Below are 21,531 nucleotides of genomic sequence, written 5' to 3' on the forward strand. Positions count from 1 at the left end.
GCTCGAATTGGTCAAAAAATGATGGGGTCAAAAAATCTCAGCAACGGCTCAATCCCCGTTCGATCGCGCTGCCAGAAACCCCATTTTTTGACCAATCAATTTTTTGACCAATCAATTTTTTGACCAATCAATTTTTTGACCAATCAATTTTTTGACCAACCAATTTTTTGACCAACCAATTTTTTGACCAACCAATCGCGCGTCCCTCGTTCCGCAAGAGACGCGTTCGGCAAACACCACGATTCCCGCCCGCCTCCGCGGAACGTGTCAATCGTCGGTCGGATCGGCCCGCAGGGTGAAGAACCCGAAGTGAATCCCGTCGGGCTCGTCATATCCGAAAAAACCGGTCGGAGCGAAATACTTTTCGAACTCCGAAAACGGTGGCAACTCGTTTTGATCAAGCAACTCGGAGAACTTTCGCGCCACGATGTTGTTCTCTCCCGCGCGGCGAATCATGTTGCGTGAGTTCTCGTCTTTGGCCAAGTCGTAGATCACGCGGATCCCTTGGGCACCGTCGATAAACGACAACAGAAACGGCGATTCCCCATCCAGTTTGCCGCCCAATTCACTCGCCACCAGATCGTATTCGGGCAGTTCAACCAGACGCGGCAAGTTGCCGGCATCGGCCAACGCAGCCTTTTCCATGAACTGGGTGCTGTCGGCATAGATCAACCATTTCCCCAAGATCATGAAACTCGGTTCGGGACGTCGCATGTTCTGGGGAAAATTATCGCCGGGACCACGAAGCCGATAGACGACATGCCCGCTGATCGAATCGACCTTCATTTGATTCGGCATGCGGTCACGGATCTGCGCCAAATTGGATTTGGTTTTCAGGGCGTCTTTCATCTCGATCGCCAGCACATTGACACCACTGTTGAAGCGAATCGGCTTTTCCATCCACGTCACGCGGACCAACCGGCCCGTCATGTTCTGCAGCAGATCCTCGCGGAGCTTCACGCCTAAACGTTTCTCAATCGGCGCCTCTGCGATTTCTTTTAAGGCGTCGGTCCGTTGTTGCAGTTTGTCGATCACCTTGCCAACGTTGTCATACGCTTTTTCGAAATCCCAATTGATCGACGTGTAACCGGCCACGGAATCGGGCACCCAGTTGGGCGGAGTCGTGTCACCGGTTTCGGGCCGCAACACGCCCAACACCCCATCGCGCGGCGGATCGATTTTGATGTGGTAATGCGCGATCCCCTCAAACACGTCGCCGCCGGAAAATGAACTGCCGCCGATCCCGCCGATGCGATTTGCCCCCAAGTCCTGGATCACCGGCCAAATGAAGCCGGCCGTCAACGATCCGCTGCGCTTGATGACCCGATCGACGATCGCGTGCGGATCGACGAAGAACGTCAGTTGGGGACGGGTTTCCTCGGCACCAATACAGCGTGAAATGATCGTTCCGAATTTCGCGTTGTCGGCCAACGTCGGTTCATCGTTTTTGTCCAACCAGTGGTTGAGCACATCTTGTGCGGTCGAATGCCCAACCCCGATCACCAAGGTTCCGTCTTTCTCAAAGAACTCGATCGGCTGCTGGCCGAAACGCCCGGGCAACAGCCGTGTGACTTCAGTCGATCCGATTTCACGAATTCGGCGGACGTAGCGGCCCTGCAAGACCTGCTCTTCGAATCGCTCGACGATCGCCATCAATTGATCGATATTGTCGTCCGCATCGATGATCAATGTTCCGCCGAACGAATACAACTCACGCCGCTTCTGACGTTCACGGCGTTGCTCCAGTTCGGTTTGGTCTTCGTTTTCTCGGGCCTGAATCTCTGGTTTTTCATCCTCCTCCAGCGGCTTGACCGGGTGGATCGCAATCGCCACTTGGCCGTGCGGAATCGCCAGCAGCTCGTCCAGATTCACGCCGACCCGATCGCTGATTTGATCGAACAAGTCGCGCGCGGTCGCGTAAAACTGATCCGCAAACGGCCTCATTTTGGGATCGTTGATCATCTTGCCGATCGACGTCTTGTCCATCTGTTTCCGCAAGTCATCGGCACTGTCCAGCCGGACATAAACGAGTGTATCACTTGGTAACAAACGCGGTGCGCCAGGGGCGTCGTCCGCGCCCGGCTTGCTGTCATCGGCCGCGGAAACGGGAGCGGCCGCCAACATCAAACAAACACAAGCCGATGCGAACACCGGCACAGTGGCGCGAAAAATGGAGACAGGAGAAGAGATCGACATCGATTTCGTCTTAGGTAGAAGGGAGTAAAACGCCCGTGAAGTCGTTAGAAACGGGGAAAACGGTTCCAGGGCAAACGACAGCCGCTGCGGTCCGGCCGGCCCGGTCGCGACCCAACGCAGCGTTGCCGACAGGCAAGTGCGGGCTGGACATGACGGATGATTCGATTCTCCGGGCTCGATCTTGGTTGGCAACCCACGAAGTGTACTCGGCAGAAACCGAAACGTTTGGAGGCGCCGATGGTTAGACTAACGTAACAGATCAACAAATCTGGTTGCCCATCTTTTGTCCAAGGTTCCGTCATGGTCTCACCGAATCGAATCACTCGGTTTTGTCGCTCGCTCTCGATCGTTTTCCTGGCCGCCGTTTTCGCCGCCAGCGGTGGATCTGCACAAGCACAGGAAGGGGCCGAAGACACCGGCGGGACCCAGTTCCAAGGCGCCGAGCCGGACTTGAGTGTGTTCGAGGGGGTCGAACGAGGCGATTCCATTGGCACGGCGGCGACCCAAGGCTTTGGAGTGGTCGCGGAAGCCGGCGGAACGGCCGGACGCACCGCCGGCGGGGCCGGTGGTGGCGGGTTCGGTGGCGGTGGACTGGGAGGCTTGTTCGGCGCACTCGGCGGAGCGTTCGGAGGCCAAGGAACGTCCACTCAAAAACCGATCATTCGGGTTCGATTGCGATCCGCCATCGAGGTGCCGCCGCGTCCGACCACCGAAGTCCAGCAATCCGCCCGGCGAACCTTGAACCGTCTGCCACCGAGCAGTCGTATTCGCGGCGTCAATGTCACCATGGACGGACGCACCGCAGTCCTCACCGGCTCTGTCGCCAGCGAGAAAGATCGCCGCATGAGTGAACTGCTGATGCGATTAGAACCCGGCGTCAACCAAGTCGACAATCGAGTCGTCGTGGGGAACTGAATCCCGACTCGGTCGAGTGCGAGCCTGCCGATGCCGGCGTCAACCGGCTGATGTCGATGGAGGATCAGCCTTCTTCACGCCATTGCATCTGCCTGCCGCGTTCCCAAACACTCCGCGCGATGGTCCATCCCGCCTGGATCACGATGGCAAACACGACCGTTGCCGCTCCGATCGGAGTCTGTGCTTCCCCAGGAGACCACTCCAGCAAGAAGATCGTCAGGAAACAACCGATCGTCATCGCGATCATCGATGCGCTGAGGATCCAAAACCCGCGCAGTCCAGGCCGAATCGAAAGGACGGCAAGAATGATCGCGCACAACGACAACAGCGGACCGCTGACCACAATCGACTCGATATCATAAACCGCGCACGCCGACGCGAGCAGCGATCCCGTCATCAACAGTGCGGCAAACCCGACCGCAAATCGCAATCGTCGACGCCCGAAATCGCTCGGCAGCGGCGGCGCTCGTTCGGGTGCACTCTGCGGCGCCGCGTAGGGGTTGATTTCCGATACCATCTAAATGGCTATTCATGACGCAGGGCTTCGATCGGGCTCATGTACGCCGCACGCCGCGCCGGATAGACCCCAAAAATCAATCCGACGCCGAGCGAGATAAACAGCGACAACAGCACCGACCACAACGCAATTCGAGGCTCGAGAGTATAAACGATCTCGGGCAAGATGTCGGGGGAAACCGATGCCACGATGGAACGCAGAACGCGAAAGATCGGCCCGCACAGCAACCCGCACAGCACGCCCAACAGACCACCGCTTCCGGTCAGCACCAGCGTCTCGGTCAAGAACTGCTGAATGATGTCGATGCGTCTGGCCCCCAAAGCCCGACGGATCCCGATCTCCCGTGTCCGTTCGGTCACCGTCGCCAACATGATGTTCATGATCCCGATCCCGCCGACCAACAACGAGATCCCCGCAATGACCACCAACAAGACGTTGAACATCGTGCGTGTCCGTTCGGCCTGACGCAACAGTTCCTTGGGAACGACGACCGCAAAGTCTTCTTGCTCGTGGTAGGTATCCAACAGGTGCTTGACGATCGCGGCGGTGACGTCGACGTCTTTGATGTCACGCACCGACAACGTGATCTGCGTCAATTCGACGATCTCGCCCTTGAAATTGAACCCGTCGCCGGTCCGCGTCATGATTTGATCGCCCACCCGATGCTGGAACGTTTTCAGCGGGATGTAGGCATCGCTGCTGTATTCACGCGCATCGAGTGACCCGCCGACCGCGGCAGAGGCTTCGCGTGGTTTGGTTTGTCCGATCACCCGGTAGACATCGCTTTCGACCCGCACCTTCTGGCCGATCGGGTCTTCCTGTGGGAACAACCGTCTGGCCGTCCCGTCGGCCAGGACGACCACATTTTCGCGGTCATCCCGCTCATTGATCCAGCGTCCACGGGCGATCTCCAATCGATTCAGCTGCAAATGCTCCGGCGTGCATCCGACCAATTTGGCATCCATCCGCCGCCCACCGACCATGAACTCGCGACGCAGTTCGCGGATCGGCACCGACGTTTCGATCGTCGGCACATTGGACAGAATGCGTCGATAGTCGGCCCGTGTGACGCCATACGTTTTGACGCGTTCGTCGGCGTCCTCACTCGACCGTGGCTCGATGGTGCGGACGATGATGTTCTTCGCGCCCAATTGCAAAATCTGTTGCTGCGCGTCATAGCTGACACCCTCGCCCATCGCGACCAACCAGATCACGGTCGTGGTGCCGATGAAGATCCCCAACGCTGCCAGCGCCGAACGCAGCTTCTGGACCATCAGACTTTTGAAGCCCAGCTTCAGCGTTTGCGTGAATTTGCCCATCTCGTTTCAGCCTCGATCACGTTCCGGGAGCGGGCTCGGACGACGATGACTCGGTCGACGACGACTCGGTCGAAGACGACTCGGTCGAAGACGACTCGGTCGAAGACGACTCGGAATCCTGCTTCACGATGCCGGCCAACTCCGCAGCGTCTTTCTCGCCTGTTTTCGCCGGACGCAAAGCCTGCTGCTGCGCTTCATCGACATAGGCCAACGGATCCAACACGACTTTCTCGCCACCGGCCAGTCCGGCGGTGACGATGGTGAATTCGTCATTGGTGTCGCCCAATTGGATCAGACGACGGGTCACCTTGCCGCGTTCTTCCACCCAACAGAAAAACTGTCCGTCACTTTCCAAGATGCTCGCCACCGGAACGGTCAACACGTCGTCGTGCTCGGCCAGCACGACATCGACGATCGCACTCATGCCCGGCTTCAACCCTTCGCGTTGTTGCAATTTGATGATCGTGTCGTATTTGACCAAGTTGCCCGTCCACCAACCCGCCGGTTTGGTGACTTCGGCAATCTCACTGACCTCGCCCACCAGCTCAATGTCCTGCAACTCAATTTTCGCCGGCATGCCGACCTTCAATCGATCCACTTTTGATTCATGGATCCCGACTTTGACCTGCATTTGACTGACATCGGGAATCACCAACAGCGTTTGCTGCTCACGCACCACGGCCCCTTCTTCGATGTCCGGAGTCGATTTCCAGTCTGCCATCGACGGGAAAATCACCATCCCACCAATCTCCGCGGTGATCGTGCAGTTCTTCAGCTGTTCCTTTTCGCGTTCCAACCGGGCTTGTTCGAGTCGCAGTGACGCGTCGAAAGACGCCAATCGCGCCTTGGCAGCCCGCAAGTCACTCTGCAAAGTCTGCATTTCCTTTTGCTTCTTGTACTTCTCCAGCGCCATCAACTTGGTCTGTTTCAGTTCCAGCGCCTTGCGAGCCGATTCGACGGCAAACTTTTCGCCCTGCAATTGAAGCGTCTTGATCAGCCCCTTGGCGGCCATCCGAACATTGGACTCGTAACTCAGTTCGGCCTGCTTGAGCGCTTGCTCGGCATCGAAGATTTCTTTTTCGATCGTGCTTCGTTCTTCGATGAACGTCCCTTCCAGGTATTCCGTGATGCTCGTCTCCGCGACGGCCACGTCGCTTTCGGCGGTGATCTTGTTGGCCAGCGCGTTCTCGTAAATGATTTCCTGGGCCAAGATGTTGTCTTCGATTTGTGAGGTGTCCAATCGCACCAGTTCATCACCGGGCTTGACGATCGTCCCGGTCTCAATCACCCACAGGACCGTGCTGCCGCCCTTGACCATGCACTTGATTTCTTCGTTGTTGCTGCTTTCGACCGTCCCGTTTTCGGTCACCGTGACCGCCAGTTTGCCGGGTGAAACGCGGTGGGTCAGAATCGACGACTCGACGTCACGATCGAGCGAACTGGTTGCAAATGTGGTGACAGCACCGACTGCCCCCAGCACGACGAGAGCGATCAACGTTCGTCGCCCCCAGATCGAAACAAATGAAATCGGATGGGCCATTGGACAGTCGCGGAAGGTGGGTGCGGATTCCAGGGAACGGACACGAGTGTTGGTGTGCAGGCTTTAGCCGCCCACTGTCGCTGCTCCGCAGCGACCGGGAATCGCCTCAAGGCTAGGCACCAACATGCGCTGGTGTGCAGGCTTTAGCCGCCCACTGTCGCTGCTCCGCAGCGACCGGGAATCGCCTAAAGGCTAGACACCAACATGCGCTGGTGTGCAGGCTTTAGCCGCCTCCTATCGCTGCGTCGCAGCGACCGGGAATCGCCTAAAGGCTAGACACCAACATGCGCTGGTGTGCAGGCTTTAGACGCCTCCTATCGCTGCTCCGCAGCGACCGGGAATCGCCTAAAGGCTAGACGCCAACATGCGCTGGTGTGCAGGCTTTAGCCGCCTCCTATCGCTGCTCCGCAGCGAGGGGGAATCGCCTCAAGGCGAGACACCAACGATTGCTGAATCCCTGACCCTCTCTACTAGTGTACCCGCTCATGGCATTTTGTTGAGAACGAATTTGAAATCCGCGATCCTCGAAAAACCCTGGCACGCACGCTTCCGCGATGGATACGTTACAAAATGATACCCCGCTCAGCCCCACATCCCCGCCCAAGGAACGTTCTATGAGCACTGCACGTTACGTCTCCCGCTGCAACCTTCTGGCAATCGGCATCGCGATTTGTCTGATGCCGACGGGTCGTCTGGCCGACGGACAAGACGACTTGGCGATTGTTCATCACGTTCCCAAACAACCACTCGTGGCGTCGACCCGGCGGCTCATCGAAGCGCTGGAATTCGCCGGATCACCGCTCAGCGAGACGACGATCGCCGCGATTGAGTTGGCCGCAGAACTCGACAAACCCGCCGACGTGACTCGCGCCATTCAATCGACGTTGGACCCGCTGTGTTTGGCGTCGGTGCACATCAATGCCGAAAGCCGCGTCAAAGTTGCCGAGGGGCCCGTCAAGAAGCAACTGATGCAACAGGGTTGGCGGGCCTTCCTGGTCAAAGTCCACAACGAAGCCGGCATCACGCCTGAACTGGTCGCCGATAGCCCCAATGCCGCACCGGTCTACCAAAAGGGACGCGGCGCGAGACAGCAGCCTCGTACCGATGAAGACTTGGTCGATCCGAGTGAAACCGAAGACCGTTGGCTGGACCTATCGATGCTCAATCGGGCACCGCTGAAAAAGCAACTCAGCGGTCTGAACCTCGAGTACCGAATCGTAATGCTCGGCAGCCGTGATGCGGGCAAACGCGAAGCCAACCTCTCCTTCCATGTCGGCCAGGGAACGCAGGATATCGGCTTTCGAAACAGTGTGGCGATCCTGTTCGATTGCCAGCGTGCCGTTGAGGTGCAATTGGGAATCACCGATGTCGATGGAAAACCGACGACGGCGTCATTGCTGATCACCGACGATCGGGGACGCGTGTACCCAAACCCTGCCAAGCGGCTGGCACCCGATTTTTTCTTTCACCAACAGGTCTACCGGGCCGACGGAGAATCAGTCTTGCTGCCGCCGGGCGAATACAACGTCTCGGTCACGCGCGGGCCGGAGTACATTCCGATCCGACGCCGTCTGCAAATCCCCGAAGCCGCCGAGCATCACGAATCCTTTCAACTCAATCGCTGGATCCATCTGGCCAAACGCCGCTGGTATTCCGGCGACCACCACGTCCACGCCGCCGGCTGTGCCCACTATGACAGCCCCACCGAAGGCGTCGGTCCCGAAGACATGATGCGACACCTTCTGGGCGAAGACGTCAATGTCGGCTGCGTGCTCAGTTGGGGCCCCTGCTGGTACACCCAAAAGGAATTCTTCAACGGCCAAACGTCGGCGTTGTCGACCGAAGACAACCTGATGCGTTACGACGTCGAAGTCAGCGGATTCCCCAGCTCGCATGCCGGTCACTTGTGCCTGTTGAATCTTTCCGAAGACGATTATCCGGGCACGAAAGTTCTCGAAGACTGGCCCAGCTGGACCTTGCCGGTGTTGAAATGGGGCAAACAGCAAGGCGGTGTTGTCGGCTACAGCCACAGCGGATGGGGATTGGCACTGCCGGACATTATGCCCGACGGGTCTCGCAAGTTTGTCGGTCGTCCCTGGGGCGGAGCCACGGGAGACTGGAGAGGCCAAGCGGCCGCGACGCTGCCCGATCATGCGATGCCAAAATTCGATGGCATCGGAGCCAACGAATACATCGTCACCGTGACCGAAGACGTCTGTGATTTCATCTCCGCCGTCGACACGCCGGCGATCTGGGAATTGAACATCTGGTACCACACGCTCAACTGCGGCATGACCGCCCGGATCAGCGGCGAAACCGATTTCCCCTGTATCTATGGCGACCGCGTCGGCTTGGGGCGGATCTATGTGCAGCTCGACGAAGACCAACCTCTCGACTATGAAAACTGGATCGCGGGGTTAAAGGACGGCCGCAGCTATTGCGGGGACGGTTTGAGTCACATCATCGATTTCGCCGTCGATGGTCTGGGCATGGGGCAAAAACAATCGGCAAACGACTCGCCCAGCCGACTTGATCTGGATCGCCCCCAAACCGTCGATGTCACCTTCGACGTCGCGGCGTTATTGAAGGAAACGCCGACTGAGGAAACCGAGCGGATTCGAAAACTCCGTTTGGATGAGAAACCGTATTGGCACATTGAACGCTGTCGACTCGGTGATTCACGCCGCGTCCCGGTGGAAGTCATCGTCAATGGGCACGTCGTCGCCACGCGCGAAATCGTCGCCGACGGATCGCAGACCTCTCATTCGATCCCCGTCGAGATCGAAGCGTCCGCGTGGGTGGCCATCCGCATCCTGCCCTCGGTTCACACCAATCCCGTCTTTGTCCACGTCGCCGGCGAGCCGATCCGGGCCAGCAAGAAAAGTGCCAAATGGTGCATCGATGCCGTCGAGACGTGCTGGAATTCCAAACGAGGTCAAATCCGAGAGTTCGAACGATCCGAAGCCAGAGCCGCCTACGACCGCGCCGCCGAACGTTATCGTACGATTCTCGCCGAAGCGAAGAAGTAACCGGAAAGCCCGTCCCAAAATCCCCTCGCCCCCGGGGCTTGACGCTTTTTCTAGCGGTAGGGCGCGAGCCCTCCGGTGCTTCGGTCACGATGAGGAACCGGAGGGCTTGCGCCCTATGCCACTTACTTTGGCACTGAATGAGTTAGCGGAACGGCGCGAGCTCGAGCCCAATACCGCTAAATCGAAATTGATGGGCGCCGCTCGCGCTGGCGCGAACCGGCTGATGTCAAACGAGTATCAGCCGTTTGGCGCGAGCCTACGGGCCCTGCGCTGGTCAAAACTTTGTCGATTGAGCGGTATTGGGCTTGCGCTGGGCTGCTAAAAGTTCGGGGTTGACGGCCTTATTCCTTTGCGCAGGTTTCATTCCTGAAATGCCTGGCACCCGTTTCCCCGTTGCAGGACACGGAGCAATAGATTGAAAATTGCAAAATGAAAACTTCCAATTTTCAATTTTCAATTTTCAATTTTCAATCTTCAATCTTCCGTCCGTTCAGGTTCCTCACGACTCATCCTGTCTCGGCTGAAGCGAGGCCGGGCGGTGACGAAATCAAAAGGAAGCAAAGTCGCGTAAACCGAACAGAGTGTCAACACCAACGTTTTAGCGGTCCAGGCTTGCGCCCTGCCGCTAAGCAACGAACGTAAAATGACTGTCGGATCTTACCCCTGTTCGAGTGTCATTGAGCTCTTCGTTCCGCACGACTCCATTGCTAACACTCGGTCGCGGCCAAGACCAACGATCCCGCAACCGGGTCTTCGATCCGTTGCAGCATCGGCTGCAGCTTCGAATCAATCAGCAGCTGCCGCAGCCGCTCGGCAAACCCTGGCTGCTGCGTTAGCACACCGCCCGTGACGGCAAAGACAAACGGCGCATCCGCAAACCCCAGACGCTGCGCCAGCACGGCCACCATCTCAGACAACTCCTCCGCCGCGGACTCGACGATGGCTGCTGCGGCGGCATCTCCCGACTCCGCAGCCGCAAACACGATCGGAGCCAGCCGGGCGATCGATGAGCGGTCGGTTTGCTCGGAATAAATGATCGGAACTAATTCGCTCGGACTGGAGATTTGAAAGCGCTCGAGGATGCGTGGCAGCAAACTGGTTTGGGGACCACGACCATCGGCAGCCCGCGCGACGGCGCGCAAACCGGCAATTCCGATTTGATACCCGCTGCCTTCATCACCGAACAGTCCGCCCCAACCTCCACACCGCGCGGTCGCTCCGGTAGCGCTGCGTCCGATCGCCAGTGAACCGGTCCCGGAGATCAAGCCAATCCCCACTCCGTCATCGGACGCCGCGTACAACAACGGAATCGCATCATTGGTAATCTTCAAGTGACGTGTTAGCTGGCGTTGCTGCGCCCAACTTCGAATTTCGGCTTGCTCGGACTCCCGATCCGCACCGGCGAGCGATAGACAGGCGCTAGCCACCGTCGTTCGGGCTCGATCGGCATCCTCAAAGGCAGTATCGATGGCGAGGTCCAGGTTCGCCGTCGCTTGTTCGAAGCCGACGCTGCGCGCGTTGGAGGGCCCCGAACGCCCGGCCCCGATTCTTTGGAATTCGCCTTGGTCATCGCGAATCGCAAGCCACGCCATCGTCTTTGATCCGCCCCCATCGATGGCGAGGATCAAGTCGTCTTGGTGCATCACGCGTCGTCTCGTTGAAGGGCGCGGCGTAAATGGCCATCGCACTCGGAGAGCTGTTGACGAGCCTGTTGGGCGGTGACGCCGCGTAAATGCGAAACGATTGCCGTCTTCACTTCGCCATCGCAGCGGTCCAACAAACGGTGCGCCTCGAGCGGCGGAACCCCCGTCAGTTCGGCAACAATTTGACAGGATCGCATGGTCAGTTTTTCGTTGGTGGCACGCAGATCGACCATCAAATTGCCATAGGTCTTGCCGATCCGGACCATCGCACCGGTGGTCAGCATGTTGAGCACCATTTTTGTGGCGGTCCCCGCCTTCATCCGCGTCGAACCGCTAATCACCTCGGGACCGACGACCGGCGTGATCATGATTTTACAATGGGGACTCAGTTCACAATCGGCATTGCAGCTCAATCCGATCGTAAAGGCACCGACCTGGTTTGCGAATCGCAAGCCGCCGATCACGTAGGGGGTTCGCCCACTCGTCGCGATCCCCATCACGACATCTTGATCAGACAGTTCTTTGTCGGCCAAGTCGCGTTGGCCAAACTCAGGATGATCTTCGGCGCCTTCGATCGCACGCGTCAACGCTTTCTCGCCTCCAGCGATCAAACCGACCACCATCTCTGGCGGGGTGTTGAATGTTGGCGGACATTCACTCGCATCGAGCACCCCCAATCGGCCCGAGGTCCCCGCCCCCATGTACAACAACCGCCCCCCGGCGCGGAAACGGTCGGCGATCACGTCGATGGCTGCGGCGATCGACTCCGCTTGTGCGGCCACAGCGGCAGCGATCAATGCATCTTGGCGGTTCATCAGCCGAACGATCTCCAGTGCCGACAGCGAATCAATTTCGCTCGATTCAGGATTCCGGGCTTCAGTGGTCAGATTGTTCAGCATGTCGGGTGGTTGGGGGTCTACTCCTGATTTCGGCATCCGTCGACAAACCACGACGGCGATTCGATTCGATAAACTAACCGCCCCGAACCATTCGAGGCAGTTACCAATGATACGGGCATGAGTGCTGGTGTGCAGGCTTTAGCCGCCCATTGTCGCTGCTACGCAGCGACCGGGAATCGCCTAAAGGCTAGACACCAACGTGCGCTGGTGTGCAGGCTTTAGCCGCCCACTGTCGCTGCTACGCAGCGACCGGGAATCGCCTAAAGGCTAGACACCAACGTGCGCTGGTGTGCAGGCTTTAGCCGCCCACTGTCGCTGCTACGCAGCGACCGGGAATCGCCTAAAGGCTAGACACCAACGTGCGCTGGTGTGCAGGCTTTAGCCGCCCATTGTCGCTGCGACGCAGCGACCGGGAATCGCCTCAAGGCGAACACCAATGACCATACCGTCAGTGATCACAATACAGGAACATGGATTTGTCAATCAGTTTGATCGACGCTTCGATCTTAGTCGTCTACATGCTGGCGATGGTGGCGTTGGGCGTGTGGGTGGGGCGTGACCAGAAAGATCTTTCGGGATACCTGCTGGGCGGGCGTGATTTGCCGTGGTGGGCGATCCTGGGTTCGATCGTCGCCACGGAAACCAGCACCGCCACATTCTTGAGCGTGCCGGGGATCGCGTTCGCCGCGGGCGGCGACATGCGGTTCTTACAGCTCGCGCTGGGGTTTCTGTTGGGCCGTGTGATCGTCGCAATCGTGCTGGTGCCGCTGTACTGCCGCGGCAAAATCTTTACCGCTTACGAAATACTGCAACAGCGATTTGGAGGCGCCAGCAAGCAATGTGCCTCGCTGCTGTTCCTGATCACGCGGAATCTGGGTGACGGATTACGGCTCTTTTTAGCCGGCATCGCGCTCGAAAAGGTGCTCGGAATCGACCTGCATTTCTGCATCGCCTTGATCGGCATCGCCACCATCCTGTACACGTTCTTCGGCGGGATGAAGGCCGTGATCTGGAGCGACTGTCTGCAATTGGTCGTTTACATGGCCGGAGGATTATTGGCGCTCAAGATCCTGGTCGGGTTCTTGCCCGGCGGTTGGGCGGAACTGTGGGAATTTGGCAACTCCAGCGGACGATTTCAGCTTCTGGATTTCCGCTGGCAGTCGACCGAAACATTCAGCCTTTGGACCGAAACCTACACGTTTTGGTCGGGTTTGATCGGAGGTGCGGTGTTGACGTTGGGAACCCATGGTACCGACCAAATGTTTGTCCAGCGCTATTTGTGTGCCCGCAGCTCGCGCGACGCGCAGCGTGCGGTGATCGCCAGTGGTGTGGTGGTCTTCGCTCAATTTGCGTTGTTTTTGCTGTTGGGCGTCGCCCTGGCCGCCTATTACACCGCGGTCGAACCGCAAACGTTCGAACACAACGACGAAGTTTTCGCGACCTTCATCGTCGATCACCTACCGATCGGCCTCGTCGGAATTACCCTGGCTGCGGTTTTCGCCGCAGCGATGTCGACCCTTTCCAGCTCACTGAATTCATCGGCCGCCGCCGCCGTCTCCGATTTCTACGCCCCGTGGGCCTACCCCGAACTTGCCGACGATGATTCCCAAACCGATCACTCACACAAATTGCTGTCCGCCGGTCGCGTCTTCACGATCATTTTTGGCGTGTTACAAATCGCCATCGGCATGGGAGCCAGCTACCTCTCCCGCAGCGTCGTCGGCGATGCCTTGGCGATCGCGGGCTTTACCGCAGGCATCTTGCTGGGAGTGTTCGGGCTGGGCATGTTCAGCCGCTCGGCCCACCAACGCGGCGCCCTGGTGGGGATGGTGACCGGGATCGCAGTCTTAACCGCGGTCAAATTCGGAACCTCCATCGCCTGGCCTTGGTTTGCCATCATCGGATCCCTCGCCACGTTCGCCTCCGGTTACCTTGCCAGTCAATTCATTCCATCCCAATCCCCTGCTGCATCCAGCGTCGAGAAAGACTCACGACACGACGAGGAATCAAGATGAACAAGCATGTCTTCATTTCACTGTTCTTAGCCCTTGCACTGATGACCGTTTTACCGCGTCATGCCGCCGCGCAAGTGTTGGCAGGCATTGATGTGCTCCAACGGGACGATTTTCAGCAACTTGCCGGCCGCAAGATTGGCTTGATCACCAACCATACCGGCACAAACGCTCGCGGCGTCTCCACCGTCAAGCTGTTCCATGAATCACCGAACGTCACGTTGGTGGCTCTGTTCAGCCCCGAACACGGTTTCGCCGGCGTCTTAGACCAAGCGAACATCGATGATCAACGCGACTCACTGACGGGTCTGAAAGTCCATAGCTTGTACGGCAAGACCCGAGTCCCCACGCCCGAGATGCTCGAAGGGATCGACACACTCGTATTTGACATTCAAGACATCGGAACGCGTTTCTATACCTACATCTCCACCATGGGTGGGGCGATGAAGGCGTCTGCCCAACACCAAATCCGTTTTGTGGTGCTGGACCGACCGAACCCGATCAATGGTGTCGCCGTGCAAGGTCCCGTGCTGGATCCCGGTAACGAATCCTTTGTCGGTTACCACCCGATCTCCGTTCGCCATGGGATGACGGTCGGCGAATTGGCAATGATGTTCAAAGCCGAATGGGAACTTGATGTCGAGTTGCAACTCATTCGCATCGAGGGCTGGGATCGCAGCAAAATGTTTGACGCCACCGAACGTCTCTGGATCAACCCGTCTCCGAACATGCGCAGTTTGACGCAGGCGTTGCTCTATCCTGGAGTCGGGCTGCTGGAAACGACCAACGTCTCGGTCGGACGCGGTACCGACACTCCCTTCGAAGTGTTAGGCGCCCCCTGGATCGATGCCATCACCCTGGCACGCGAATTGAATGCCCAACCACTCGACGGAATCCGGTTTGTGCCGATCGAGTTCACGCCCAACGCGAGTAAACACGAGGCCCAGAAGTGCGGCGGCGTCAACCTGATCGTGACCGACCGAGCCGCGTTTGACCCGCTGGAGACCGGACTGACGTTGGCCACCACACTGCATCGACTCTATCCCCAAGATTGGCAAACGAATTCGCTGAACCGATTGCTGGTGAGCGAAAAAACACGCGACGGAATTCTGAGCGGCAAATCGGTCGATCAATTAAAAGCCGCCTATGAACACGAACTCAGCGATTTCAAACACCGCCGAGAAGCGTTCTTGCTGTACCACGATTCTGGCAAGAACGAACCGTGAAAGTGATGCAGCACCAACCCCAACTGGGACTGGAAATCTGTGTGGCGGAGCGACCTCGGGTGCTGCAGTCCGCGCGAATCGGACTGCTGATGAACCGTGCGTCGGTCGACCGGGATCTTCGCCTGGCGTGTGATGTCTTGCACAATGCGTATCCGGGTCAAATCGCCGCCTTGTTCACGCCCCAGCACGGGCTGTGGGGTGATGCCCAAGCCAACATGATCGAAACCGACCACGGTTGGCATGCGGGCTTAGACGTTCCGATCTATAGCCTGTACAGCGAGTCACGACGCCCCTCGCCAAAGATGCTGGCCGGGCTCGATTGCTTGGTGATCGATTTGCAAGATGTCGGCACGCGCGTTTACACCTTCGTGTGGACAATGCTCGAATGCCTGCACGCGTGCGCCGAAGCGAACGTTTCGGTCCTGGTGCTGGACCGGCTCAATCCGATCGGCGGCCGGATCGTCGAAGGCCCCCTGCTAGAAGATGCCTATCGCAGCTTTGTCGGCGGGGCGCCGATTCCCATGCGTCATGGGCTAACGATGGGAGAGTTGGCGTTGTTGCTGCAATCCGAATTGCAAATCGACGTCTCGCTGGAAATCATTCCAGTCCGAGGATGGTCGCCCGACGACACGTTCGATTCACTCCGCCGACATTGGCTGTTACCCTCGCCAAATTTGCCCACCGCCCAATCCGCCATGGTCTATCCCGGCCAAGTCTTGCTGGAAGGAACCAATTTGTCCGAAGGCCGCGGCACCACCACGCCCTTCGAAATCGTCGGGGCGCCGTTCGTCGATCCCGACACACTGATCCAGGCGCTCGACGACATCGACTTGCCCGGAGTTCATTTCTTGCCGCTCTCGTTCCGCCCCACGTTTGACAAATGGGCGGATCAACTGTGCGGCGGCATCTCGATCCACATCACCGACCCCCAGCAGTTTCGATCACTGAAAACATCGATCGCCATCCTGTCGATGATCCAGCACCATTGGCCCGATGCATTTCGCTGGCTCGGTCCGCCCTACGAATACGAAACGCAGAAGCCACCGATCGACATCATCCATGGCTCCAGCCGATTACGACTGGGATTAAATCACGACCACACCATCGACGACCTCGCCGAACTCGACGTGACATCGTGGAACCAGCGCACCCACAAGTTCCAACTCTACGATCCGAAAGAAGATCGTTTTCGCGGTTGAGCGACGAAGACTTTCACGGATCAGTGACCGAGCCCGAGACTTCTGTTTCGTTCTCTGCACAAACCCGCTGCAGATACGCCTCTGCCTCCGGCGTCAGCTTGCTGATCCGGGCCATCGTCAGGTGATTTAATTCCCCGAGCGGTTGAACGTCTTCCAACGTCACCAGGTTGCGATTGCGTAGGTGCAGCCACGACAATTGTTTCAAATTGGCGATTTCCTGAAACGTTCCCTTGTTCGGATAAAACCTGCCGTACAGGTATAGCGATCGCAGCGTAAGTCCATCGACGAATCGAATCGGCGTCGACACATCGTTGTACAACGTCAGGCCCTGCAATTGATCCATCTGTGACAAGAATGGCCAAACGAACAAGTGGTTCCGTATCAGCAGTTCGATAGGCGGGTTGATCGCTGCGACAAGTTCCAGATCACGGGCGAGATTTTCTTCGACGTTGAGATCCAGCTCTTTCAGTCCCAGGTCAAGCCACTTTTGCAGCAGGGCTCGACTCAGCGGCTCAGTTGGAATCGTTAATCGATACTTCCAAAGCGTACTCGGCTGGTCCATGAATTCCACGTATCCGTCGTACATGCCGACAGAGTGCAATCCATTCGGCAACCAAGCGGTGATTCCTTCGAGCGTGATGTCGGGTCGTTTCGTTCCCTTCCGGTTGGTGATATCGATCCGGCCAAAAGGCTTCGGGTCGATCAGTTGCAATCGACGATCATCTAAATTGCACAGTTGCAGATCCAATTCTCTCGCCCGCAGCGCGCTGATCGCCCTGCATGCCTGATCGGTGAGTTCGCACTCACGCAACAGTAACTTGTCCATCCGTGAGGTGTCGGTCTGGCAAAACATCTGTATCTCGTCGGCGTCAAAGTCCCATAAGAAACATGAACCGACCGGTTGCAATTGATCAATCGAAGCGAGTTGACGCATCACGCTTCCATTCATCCGACTGCTTTCCTGATAATAGAAATCCGTGGAAAACACCAACCGACTCAGACGCGGCAAATCACTCAAACGGCCGAGCGCTGAGGGATTGATCCGAGTTTCATGAACATCCAACGCCTCCAGCATCGGGCACGTGAGCAGATGTTCGATCGCGCCGCTGGTGATGTTGTGGTTGCCCCACAGCGACAATCGTTTCAGTCGCTTGCACTTGACCAATTCGGCAACGTCGTCGTTAGCGATCCCGGTGCGATTGAGATACAGTCTCTCCAACGATTCAAGATGCTCGATTCCCACCAGACCGCCACGGTGAATCCGACTGTGCGACAGCTGGACCTCAATCGGCGTGGCCCAGAAGTGTCCCGTCCGGGCATGAAACCCATCCAGGACTGACGCGCGGTACCGGACCGTCCCTCCAAGCGACTCAAATCGCTTGACGGTGCTGTGAATCCGCGCATGACGCTGATAAACGACGATGCCCAACGCCGTGACAACAGCGAGCAACAGGAGTGTTCGAATCGAGAATCGAATTCGTTTCATGCGGGACGTCAAAACGTGGTTTTCTGAGAAAAACAGCCAAATCAAGCTCACCGTGACCCGAAGACTCCAAACGTGCCTCGACTTTCGGTTAGTTTATCAGCTTGATCGACGCCGGGTTGCCCGCCGCGGCACAGAATCATTCAACATGCTAGCCCCCCTGAGATGTCTGACGCGATGAAATTTACAATCCTCTTCTGCGCGGCTCTACTTCTCAGTTCCATCGTGACGAGGCCCCCGAACGCCTCCGCAGCGATCGTCGGATACACCGACTACGCGTCGTTCCAGTCCGCCGCATTCGGCAGCGAGAGTGTCATCGACTTTGATTCCATTCCCGGCGGAAATACGATTGACCGGATTGACGACGTCGTGTTCTCTAGCGGCGGGTCGATGCGCGTTTATGTAACCGACGGTATCACTGACGGGACCATCAGCCCGGATAACTTCATTGGCAATGCAACCTTCGGATTCCCCGAATTCGAGAATGAAGTGATCACGATGAGCTTCGACACGGCGCGATCAGCCGCAGGCATCTTTGTCATCTATGAAGGCTCACTGTCTACTTCTTTTTCACTCACGTCGGCGGGCGGCAGTCAATCGCTCGAAGCAACAAGTACCGTGATCGATTTGCCCGGCCCCGCAAATGGCTACTTTCTCGGATTGGTCGACGATACGGGAGCAAACAGCATCAACAGCGTTTCGCTCAGAAACGCAACTGCAGATCGCCCTTACTATTTTGACAACCAAACGAGCTTCATCTCTATCCCTGTCGCGATTCCGGAACCTGGATCCTTTGCGATGCTGGCTCTGATTGGCAGTACAGTGGCTTGCCGACGCCGACGCTGAACGGATCTCATTCGCGCATGGCGCGAATCATTCGTCCACCGCACAGCGAGGCGAATCATTGCGGCCAATCGGTCAGTTCTCCGTTCGAGCACGACGTATGAAACGCCGCAGAATCTTATCCTCATTTGCAGTCCTATGGGCTGCTTCCGCCGTCAAGGTGAGCGCCCAGACGACAGCGGATCAATCTAAAACGACCGACACTGCCGAAGCCCTCGCCCATCGGCTCGGCATTTCGCTCGACCGCTTGCGTGGCTTTCTGATCGGGTCGCTTTTGGGAGACGCTCTTGGCGGACCGATTGAGTTTTCCGATCCCGACCGTTTGCCCGACGACATGCCGCACGTCCGTCAGTGGAAGGCCGGAACGAAACTGACAGCGACGCACTGCGAAACGCTTGCCCGAACGCTTCGACTGCGTGGCTACGAAACGTTGCGTCCCGAAACGGCGCCCTTCGGACCGTGGCGAAAACGGGCACCGGCAGGCACCATCACCGACGATTCGCGTCACAAGATCATTCTGTTGCGTGCCATCAATCGAGCGATCGACCACGCCGGACAAGCCCCCGTCACCATTGACCGATCGCGTTTGGCAGCCGAGTATTTGCGTCCGCTGCGACACGTGGATGAATCCGCCGAATCGACGGCAGCCCTGGACCGTGACGGATTCAAACCCTACCGCGACGCCGCCCGTTGGTGGGCGGCCAAGTCAATTCAATCGTCGCCCGAGCCAACGCCCGAGCCAACGCCCGATTTTGCTTCCGAACCGGCTTACCCGCCCGAGCGACTTTGGGCAGGCGTGGCCAACTGCTCTGGCCAAATGGCGTTGCTTCCCCTGGCCGCCGTCTTTCCTGGCAAACCAGTCGCTGCATACGAAGCGACCTACGCCATCGACTTTTTGGATTCCGACCATGCCGTTGACTACTGTGCCGCAATCAACGCCGGAATCGCAGAAGTGCTTTCGGATCGCCACAACGACTCGGATCCGGACGCGCGAATGCAGGCCCTGATCCAGACGATGATCCAAACGGATCCCTACCACTACGCCGACATCCCGTTCACCGAAAGGCCGTTTGCCCAGTGGCTTGGCCGAGGGAGGCAATGGGCCGAGTTGGCCGATAGGGATCCGCGTCAACTGTTCGAAAAACTAGAGCGAGAGGGAAAACCTCATTTCTGGTGGGATGCCCATTTTACGTTCGTCGTGCCGCTGGCGATCATGCACCTCTGTCGCGACGACCCGATGGCGGCGATGAACCTGTGTCTCGATTTTGGTCACGACACCGATTCCTACGCACAGTTGCTGGGGGCGTGGATCGGGGCGATTCATGGACGCGAAGTGTTTCCCACATCCATGGTCCGCCACGTCGAAAGACGCTTAGAAGTCGATTTCGGCGAATCGGTCGACGATTGGTGTCGAACGCTATTAAACGCCGCCCACCGCGCCGAACAGCAACAACTGCGATTTGTGAGGTAACCCCAAGTGGATCACGACCAACCGCGGACAGGCCCCCTCCACTTCGACCCGATCTCGAAGAATGATCCGGCGTCGGTCGCCACGTCGCTCGGGCGAAACGGATGGATGCGAGACGACGAAATTCTCGTCGGTGTCGAGTCGGCCGGAGAAGGCAACATGAACTGTACGCTCCGCACGACGCTCCGAGACCAAGCTGGTCGCGAACGAACGCTGATTCTGAAACAATCTCGTCCCTGGGTCGAAAAGTATCCCAGCATTGCCGCCCCCGTCGAGCGTGCGTGGTCGGAAGCTCGGTTTTACGAATGTGTCAGTTCCGTTGCGTCAGTCGCCGCGCAGACGCCAACCCTGGTCGGCAAAGACACCGCCAACTACACGCTCTGCTTGACGGATCTTCCCGGCTCCGTCGACATGACCGATGCTTACGGGGAAGCTTCGCTACCGCTAGACGCCGCAGCGCGTTGGCTCGGACCATTGCATTCGATCGATTTACAGCCAGAACAATGCGCAGCGTTCCAAAACTTGGAACTTCGAAAACTCAATCACCAGCACCTCTTTGTGATCCCGCTGCAATCGCAGCTGCCGATCGATTTGGAACTGATCACAACGGGTCTGGAAACGACGCGTCAACAAGTCATCGCCGATGACAACTTGCTCGCGATCGCGAAACAAATGGGCGAACTGTACGTCGACGCGGATTCCTGGAACGATCCCCACGCTCGCCTATTGCACGGCGACTATTACCCATGCTCCTTCCTGCGATGTCCGTCAACCGATTCCGCCGATGCGCCGTCGTTGTTTGTCATCGACCCTGAATTCTGTTTTGTCGGCCCGCCCGAGTTTGACTTGGGAGTCCTGCTCGCGCACGCGTTGTTCTGTGGAATCGATTGCGAGGGAGCGAAGCAGCAAATCCTGACTGCCTACTGCGGTGGCGCAGTCATCAGACACGACCTTTGGACACGTTTTGCCGGCTTCGAAATCTTGCGGCGTTTGTTGGGCGTCGCGCAACTGCCGTTGACCGCGACCTTGGAAACCAAATGCCAATGGATCGACGTCGCCCGGGCGTGGATCCGGTGAAGAGGGTCGCGTCATCCGATTTCACATGACCCGCGGATGGGAGCACAGCAATCCGACGCTGCGCCCCCGTCAGGCAACGCTGTGAAGCATTTTAGAGCGGAAGGGCGCGAGGACTCCGGTTTGGTGGAGATGAGAAACCGAAGGGCCTGTGGCCTGTCGATTCAA

Annotated in this window: 15 protein-coding genes; 8 read left to right on the forward strand and 7 right to left on the reverse strand. The window is 57.8% G+C overall.

What is annotated here, in order from left to right; all coding sequences use genetic code 11:
• Nucleotides 1–267: 267 nt before the first annotated feature.
• Nucleotides 268–2,196 (reverse strand): DUF3352 domain-containing protein, encoded by a 1,929-nt coding sequence (locus TBK1r_RS07360; protein WP_145208556.1) that lies wholly within the window; start codon nt 2,194–2,196, stop codon nt 268–270.
• A gap of 300 nt (nt 2,197–2,496) precedes the next feature.
• Here TBK1r_RS07360 and TBK1r_RS38410 point away from each other — a divergent pair, with 300 nt between their 5' ends.
• On the forward strand, nt 2,497–3,111 hold the full coding sequence (locus TBK1r_RS38410) for a BON domain-containing protein (RefSeq protein ID WP_419581084.1): 615 nt from the start codon (nt 2,497–2,499) through the stop codon (nt 3,109–3,111).
• A gap of 64 nt (nt 3,112–3,175) precedes the next feature.
• Here the strand turns inward: TBK1r_RS38410 and TBK1r_RS07370 are convergent, their stop codons facing one another.
• From TBK1r_RS07370 to TBK1r_RS07380, 3 genes are read right to left on the reverse strand one after another with little or no spacing between them, the layout of a single operon-like run.
• Nucleotides 3,176–3,628, reverse strand: a complete 453-nt coding sequence (locus tag TBK1r_RS07370) for a hypothetical protein (RefSeq protein WP_145208560.1) — start codon at nt 3,626–3,628, stop codon at nt 3,176–3,178.
• Nucleotides 3,629–3,636: 8 nt separating this feature from the next.
• Nucleotides 3,637–4,947, reverse strand: coding sequence for an ABC transporter permease (locus TBK1r_RS07375; RefSeq protein ID WP_145208562.1), 1,311 nt, complete (start codon nt 4,945–4,947; stop codon nt 3,637–3,639).
• Nucleotides 4,948–4,963: 16 nt separating this feature from the next.
• A complete protein-coding gene (locus TBK1r_RS07380; RefSeq protein ID WP_145208564.1) occupies nt 4,964–6,487 on the reverse strand; it encodes an efflux RND transporter periplasmic adaptor subunit in 1,524 nt (507 codons plus the stop codon).
• A 614-nt stretch (nt 6,488–7,101) separates the two neighbouring features.
• On the opposite strand from TBK1r_RS07380, the gene TBK1r_RS07385 reads away from it, so the two are divergent.
• Nucleotides 7,102–9,516, forward strand: a complete 2,415-nt coding sequence (locus TBK1r_RS07385) for a CehA/McbA family metallohydrolase (RefSeq protein ID WP_419581085.1) — start codon at nt 7,102–7,104, stop codon at nt 9,514–9,516.
• Between the two features lie 707 nt (nt 9,517–10,223).
• On the opposite strand, the gene TBK1r_RS07390 is transcribed toward TBK1r_RS07385, so the two are convergent.
• Together TBK1r_RS07390 and murQ are read right to left on the reverse strand one after the other, a co-directional pair.
• The gene (locus TBK1r_RS07390) at nt 10,224–11,159 is read right to left on the reverse strand and encodes an N-acetylglucosamine kinase (protein WP_419581542.1); all 936 of its coding nucleotides are present in this window, start codon (nt 11,157–11,159) and stop codon (nt 10,224–10,226) included.
• Nucleotides 11,159–12,058 carry an N-acetylmuramic acid 6-phosphate etherase gene (gene murQ / locus TBK1r_RS07395; RefSeq protein WP_145208568.1) on the reverse strand — a complete coding sequence of 300 codons (900 nt, stop codon included), beginning with the start codon at nt 12,056–12,058 and terminating at the stop codon, nt 11,159–11,161. Before murQ ends, TBK1r_RS07390 begins: the two co-directional genes overlap by 1 nt.
• 470 nt (nt 12,059–12,528) lie before the next feature.
• Between murQ and TBK1r_RS07400 the strand changes: the two genes are divergently transcribed.
• From TBK1r_RS07400 to TBK1r_RS07410, 3 genes are read left to right on the forward strand one after another with little or no spacing between them, the layout of a single operon-like run.
• Nucleotides 12,529–14,073 (forward strand): sodium:solute symporter, encoded by a 1,545-nt coding sequence (locus TBK1r_RS07400; protein ID WP_419581086.1) that lies wholly within the window; start codon nt 12,529–12,531, stop codon nt 14,071–14,073.
• Nucleotides 14,070–15,296, forward strand: a complete 1,227-nt coding sequence (locus TBK1r_RS07405; RefSeq protein WP_145208571.1) for an exo-beta-N-acetylmuramidase NamZ family protein — start codon at nt 14,070–14,072, stop codon at nt 15,294–15,296. The genes TBK1r_RS07400 and TBK1r_RS07405 overlap by 4 nt, the downstream gene beginning before the upstream one ends.
• A gap of 5 nt (nt 15,297–15,301) precedes the next feature.
• Nucleotides 15,302–16,495 (forward strand): exo-beta-N-acetylmuramidase NamZ family protein, encoded by a 1,194-nt coding sequence (locus TBK1r_RS07410; protein WP_145208573.1) that lies wholly within the window; start codon nt 15,302–15,304, stop codon nt 16,493–16,495.
• Between the two features lie 13 nt (nt 16,496–16,508).
• Here the strand turns inward: TBK1r_RS07410 and TBK1r_RS07415 are convergent, their stop codons facing one another.
• Nucleotides 16,509–17,981 carry a leucine-rich repeat domain-containing protein gene (locus tag TBK1r_RS07415; RefSeq protein ID WP_145208575.1) on the reverse strand — a complete coding sequence of 491 codons (1,473 nt, stop codon included), beginning with the start codon at nt 17,979–17,981 and terminating at the stop codon, nt 16,509–16,511.
• 162 nt (nt 17,982–18,143) lie between these two features.
• Between TBK1r_RS07415 and TBK1r_RS07420 the strand changes: the two genes are divergently transcribed.
• From TBK1r_RS07420 to TBK1r_RS07430, 3 genes are all read left to right on the forward strand, one after another.
• On the forward strand, nt 18,144–18,824 hold the full coding sequence (locus tag TBK1r_RS07420; RefSeq protein ID WP_145208577.1) for a hypothetical protein: 681 nt from the start codon (nt 18,144–18,146) through the stop codon (nt 18,822–18,824).
• 157 nt (nt 18,825–18,981) lie between these two features.
• Nucleotides 18,982–20,292, forward strand: a complete 1,311-nt coding sequence (locus TBK1r_RS07425; RefSeq protein WP_419581087.1) for an ADP-ribosylglycohydrolase family protein — start codon at nt 18,982–18,984, stop codon at nt 20,290–20,292.
• A gap of 6 nt (nt 20,293–20,298) precedes the next feature.
• Nucleotides 20,299–21,366 (forward strand): phosphotransferase, encoded by a 1,068-nt coding sequence (locus TBK1r_RS07430; protein WP_145208581.1) that lies wholly within the window; start codon nt 20,299–20,301, stop codon nt 21,364–21,366.
• Nucleotides 21,367–21,531 lie beyond the last annotated feature (165 nt).

The organism is Stieleria magnilauensis, assembly GCA_007753675.1.
Lineage (GTDB): Bacteria > Planctomycetota > Planctomycetia > Pirellulales > Pirellulaceae > Stieleria > Stieleria magnilauensis.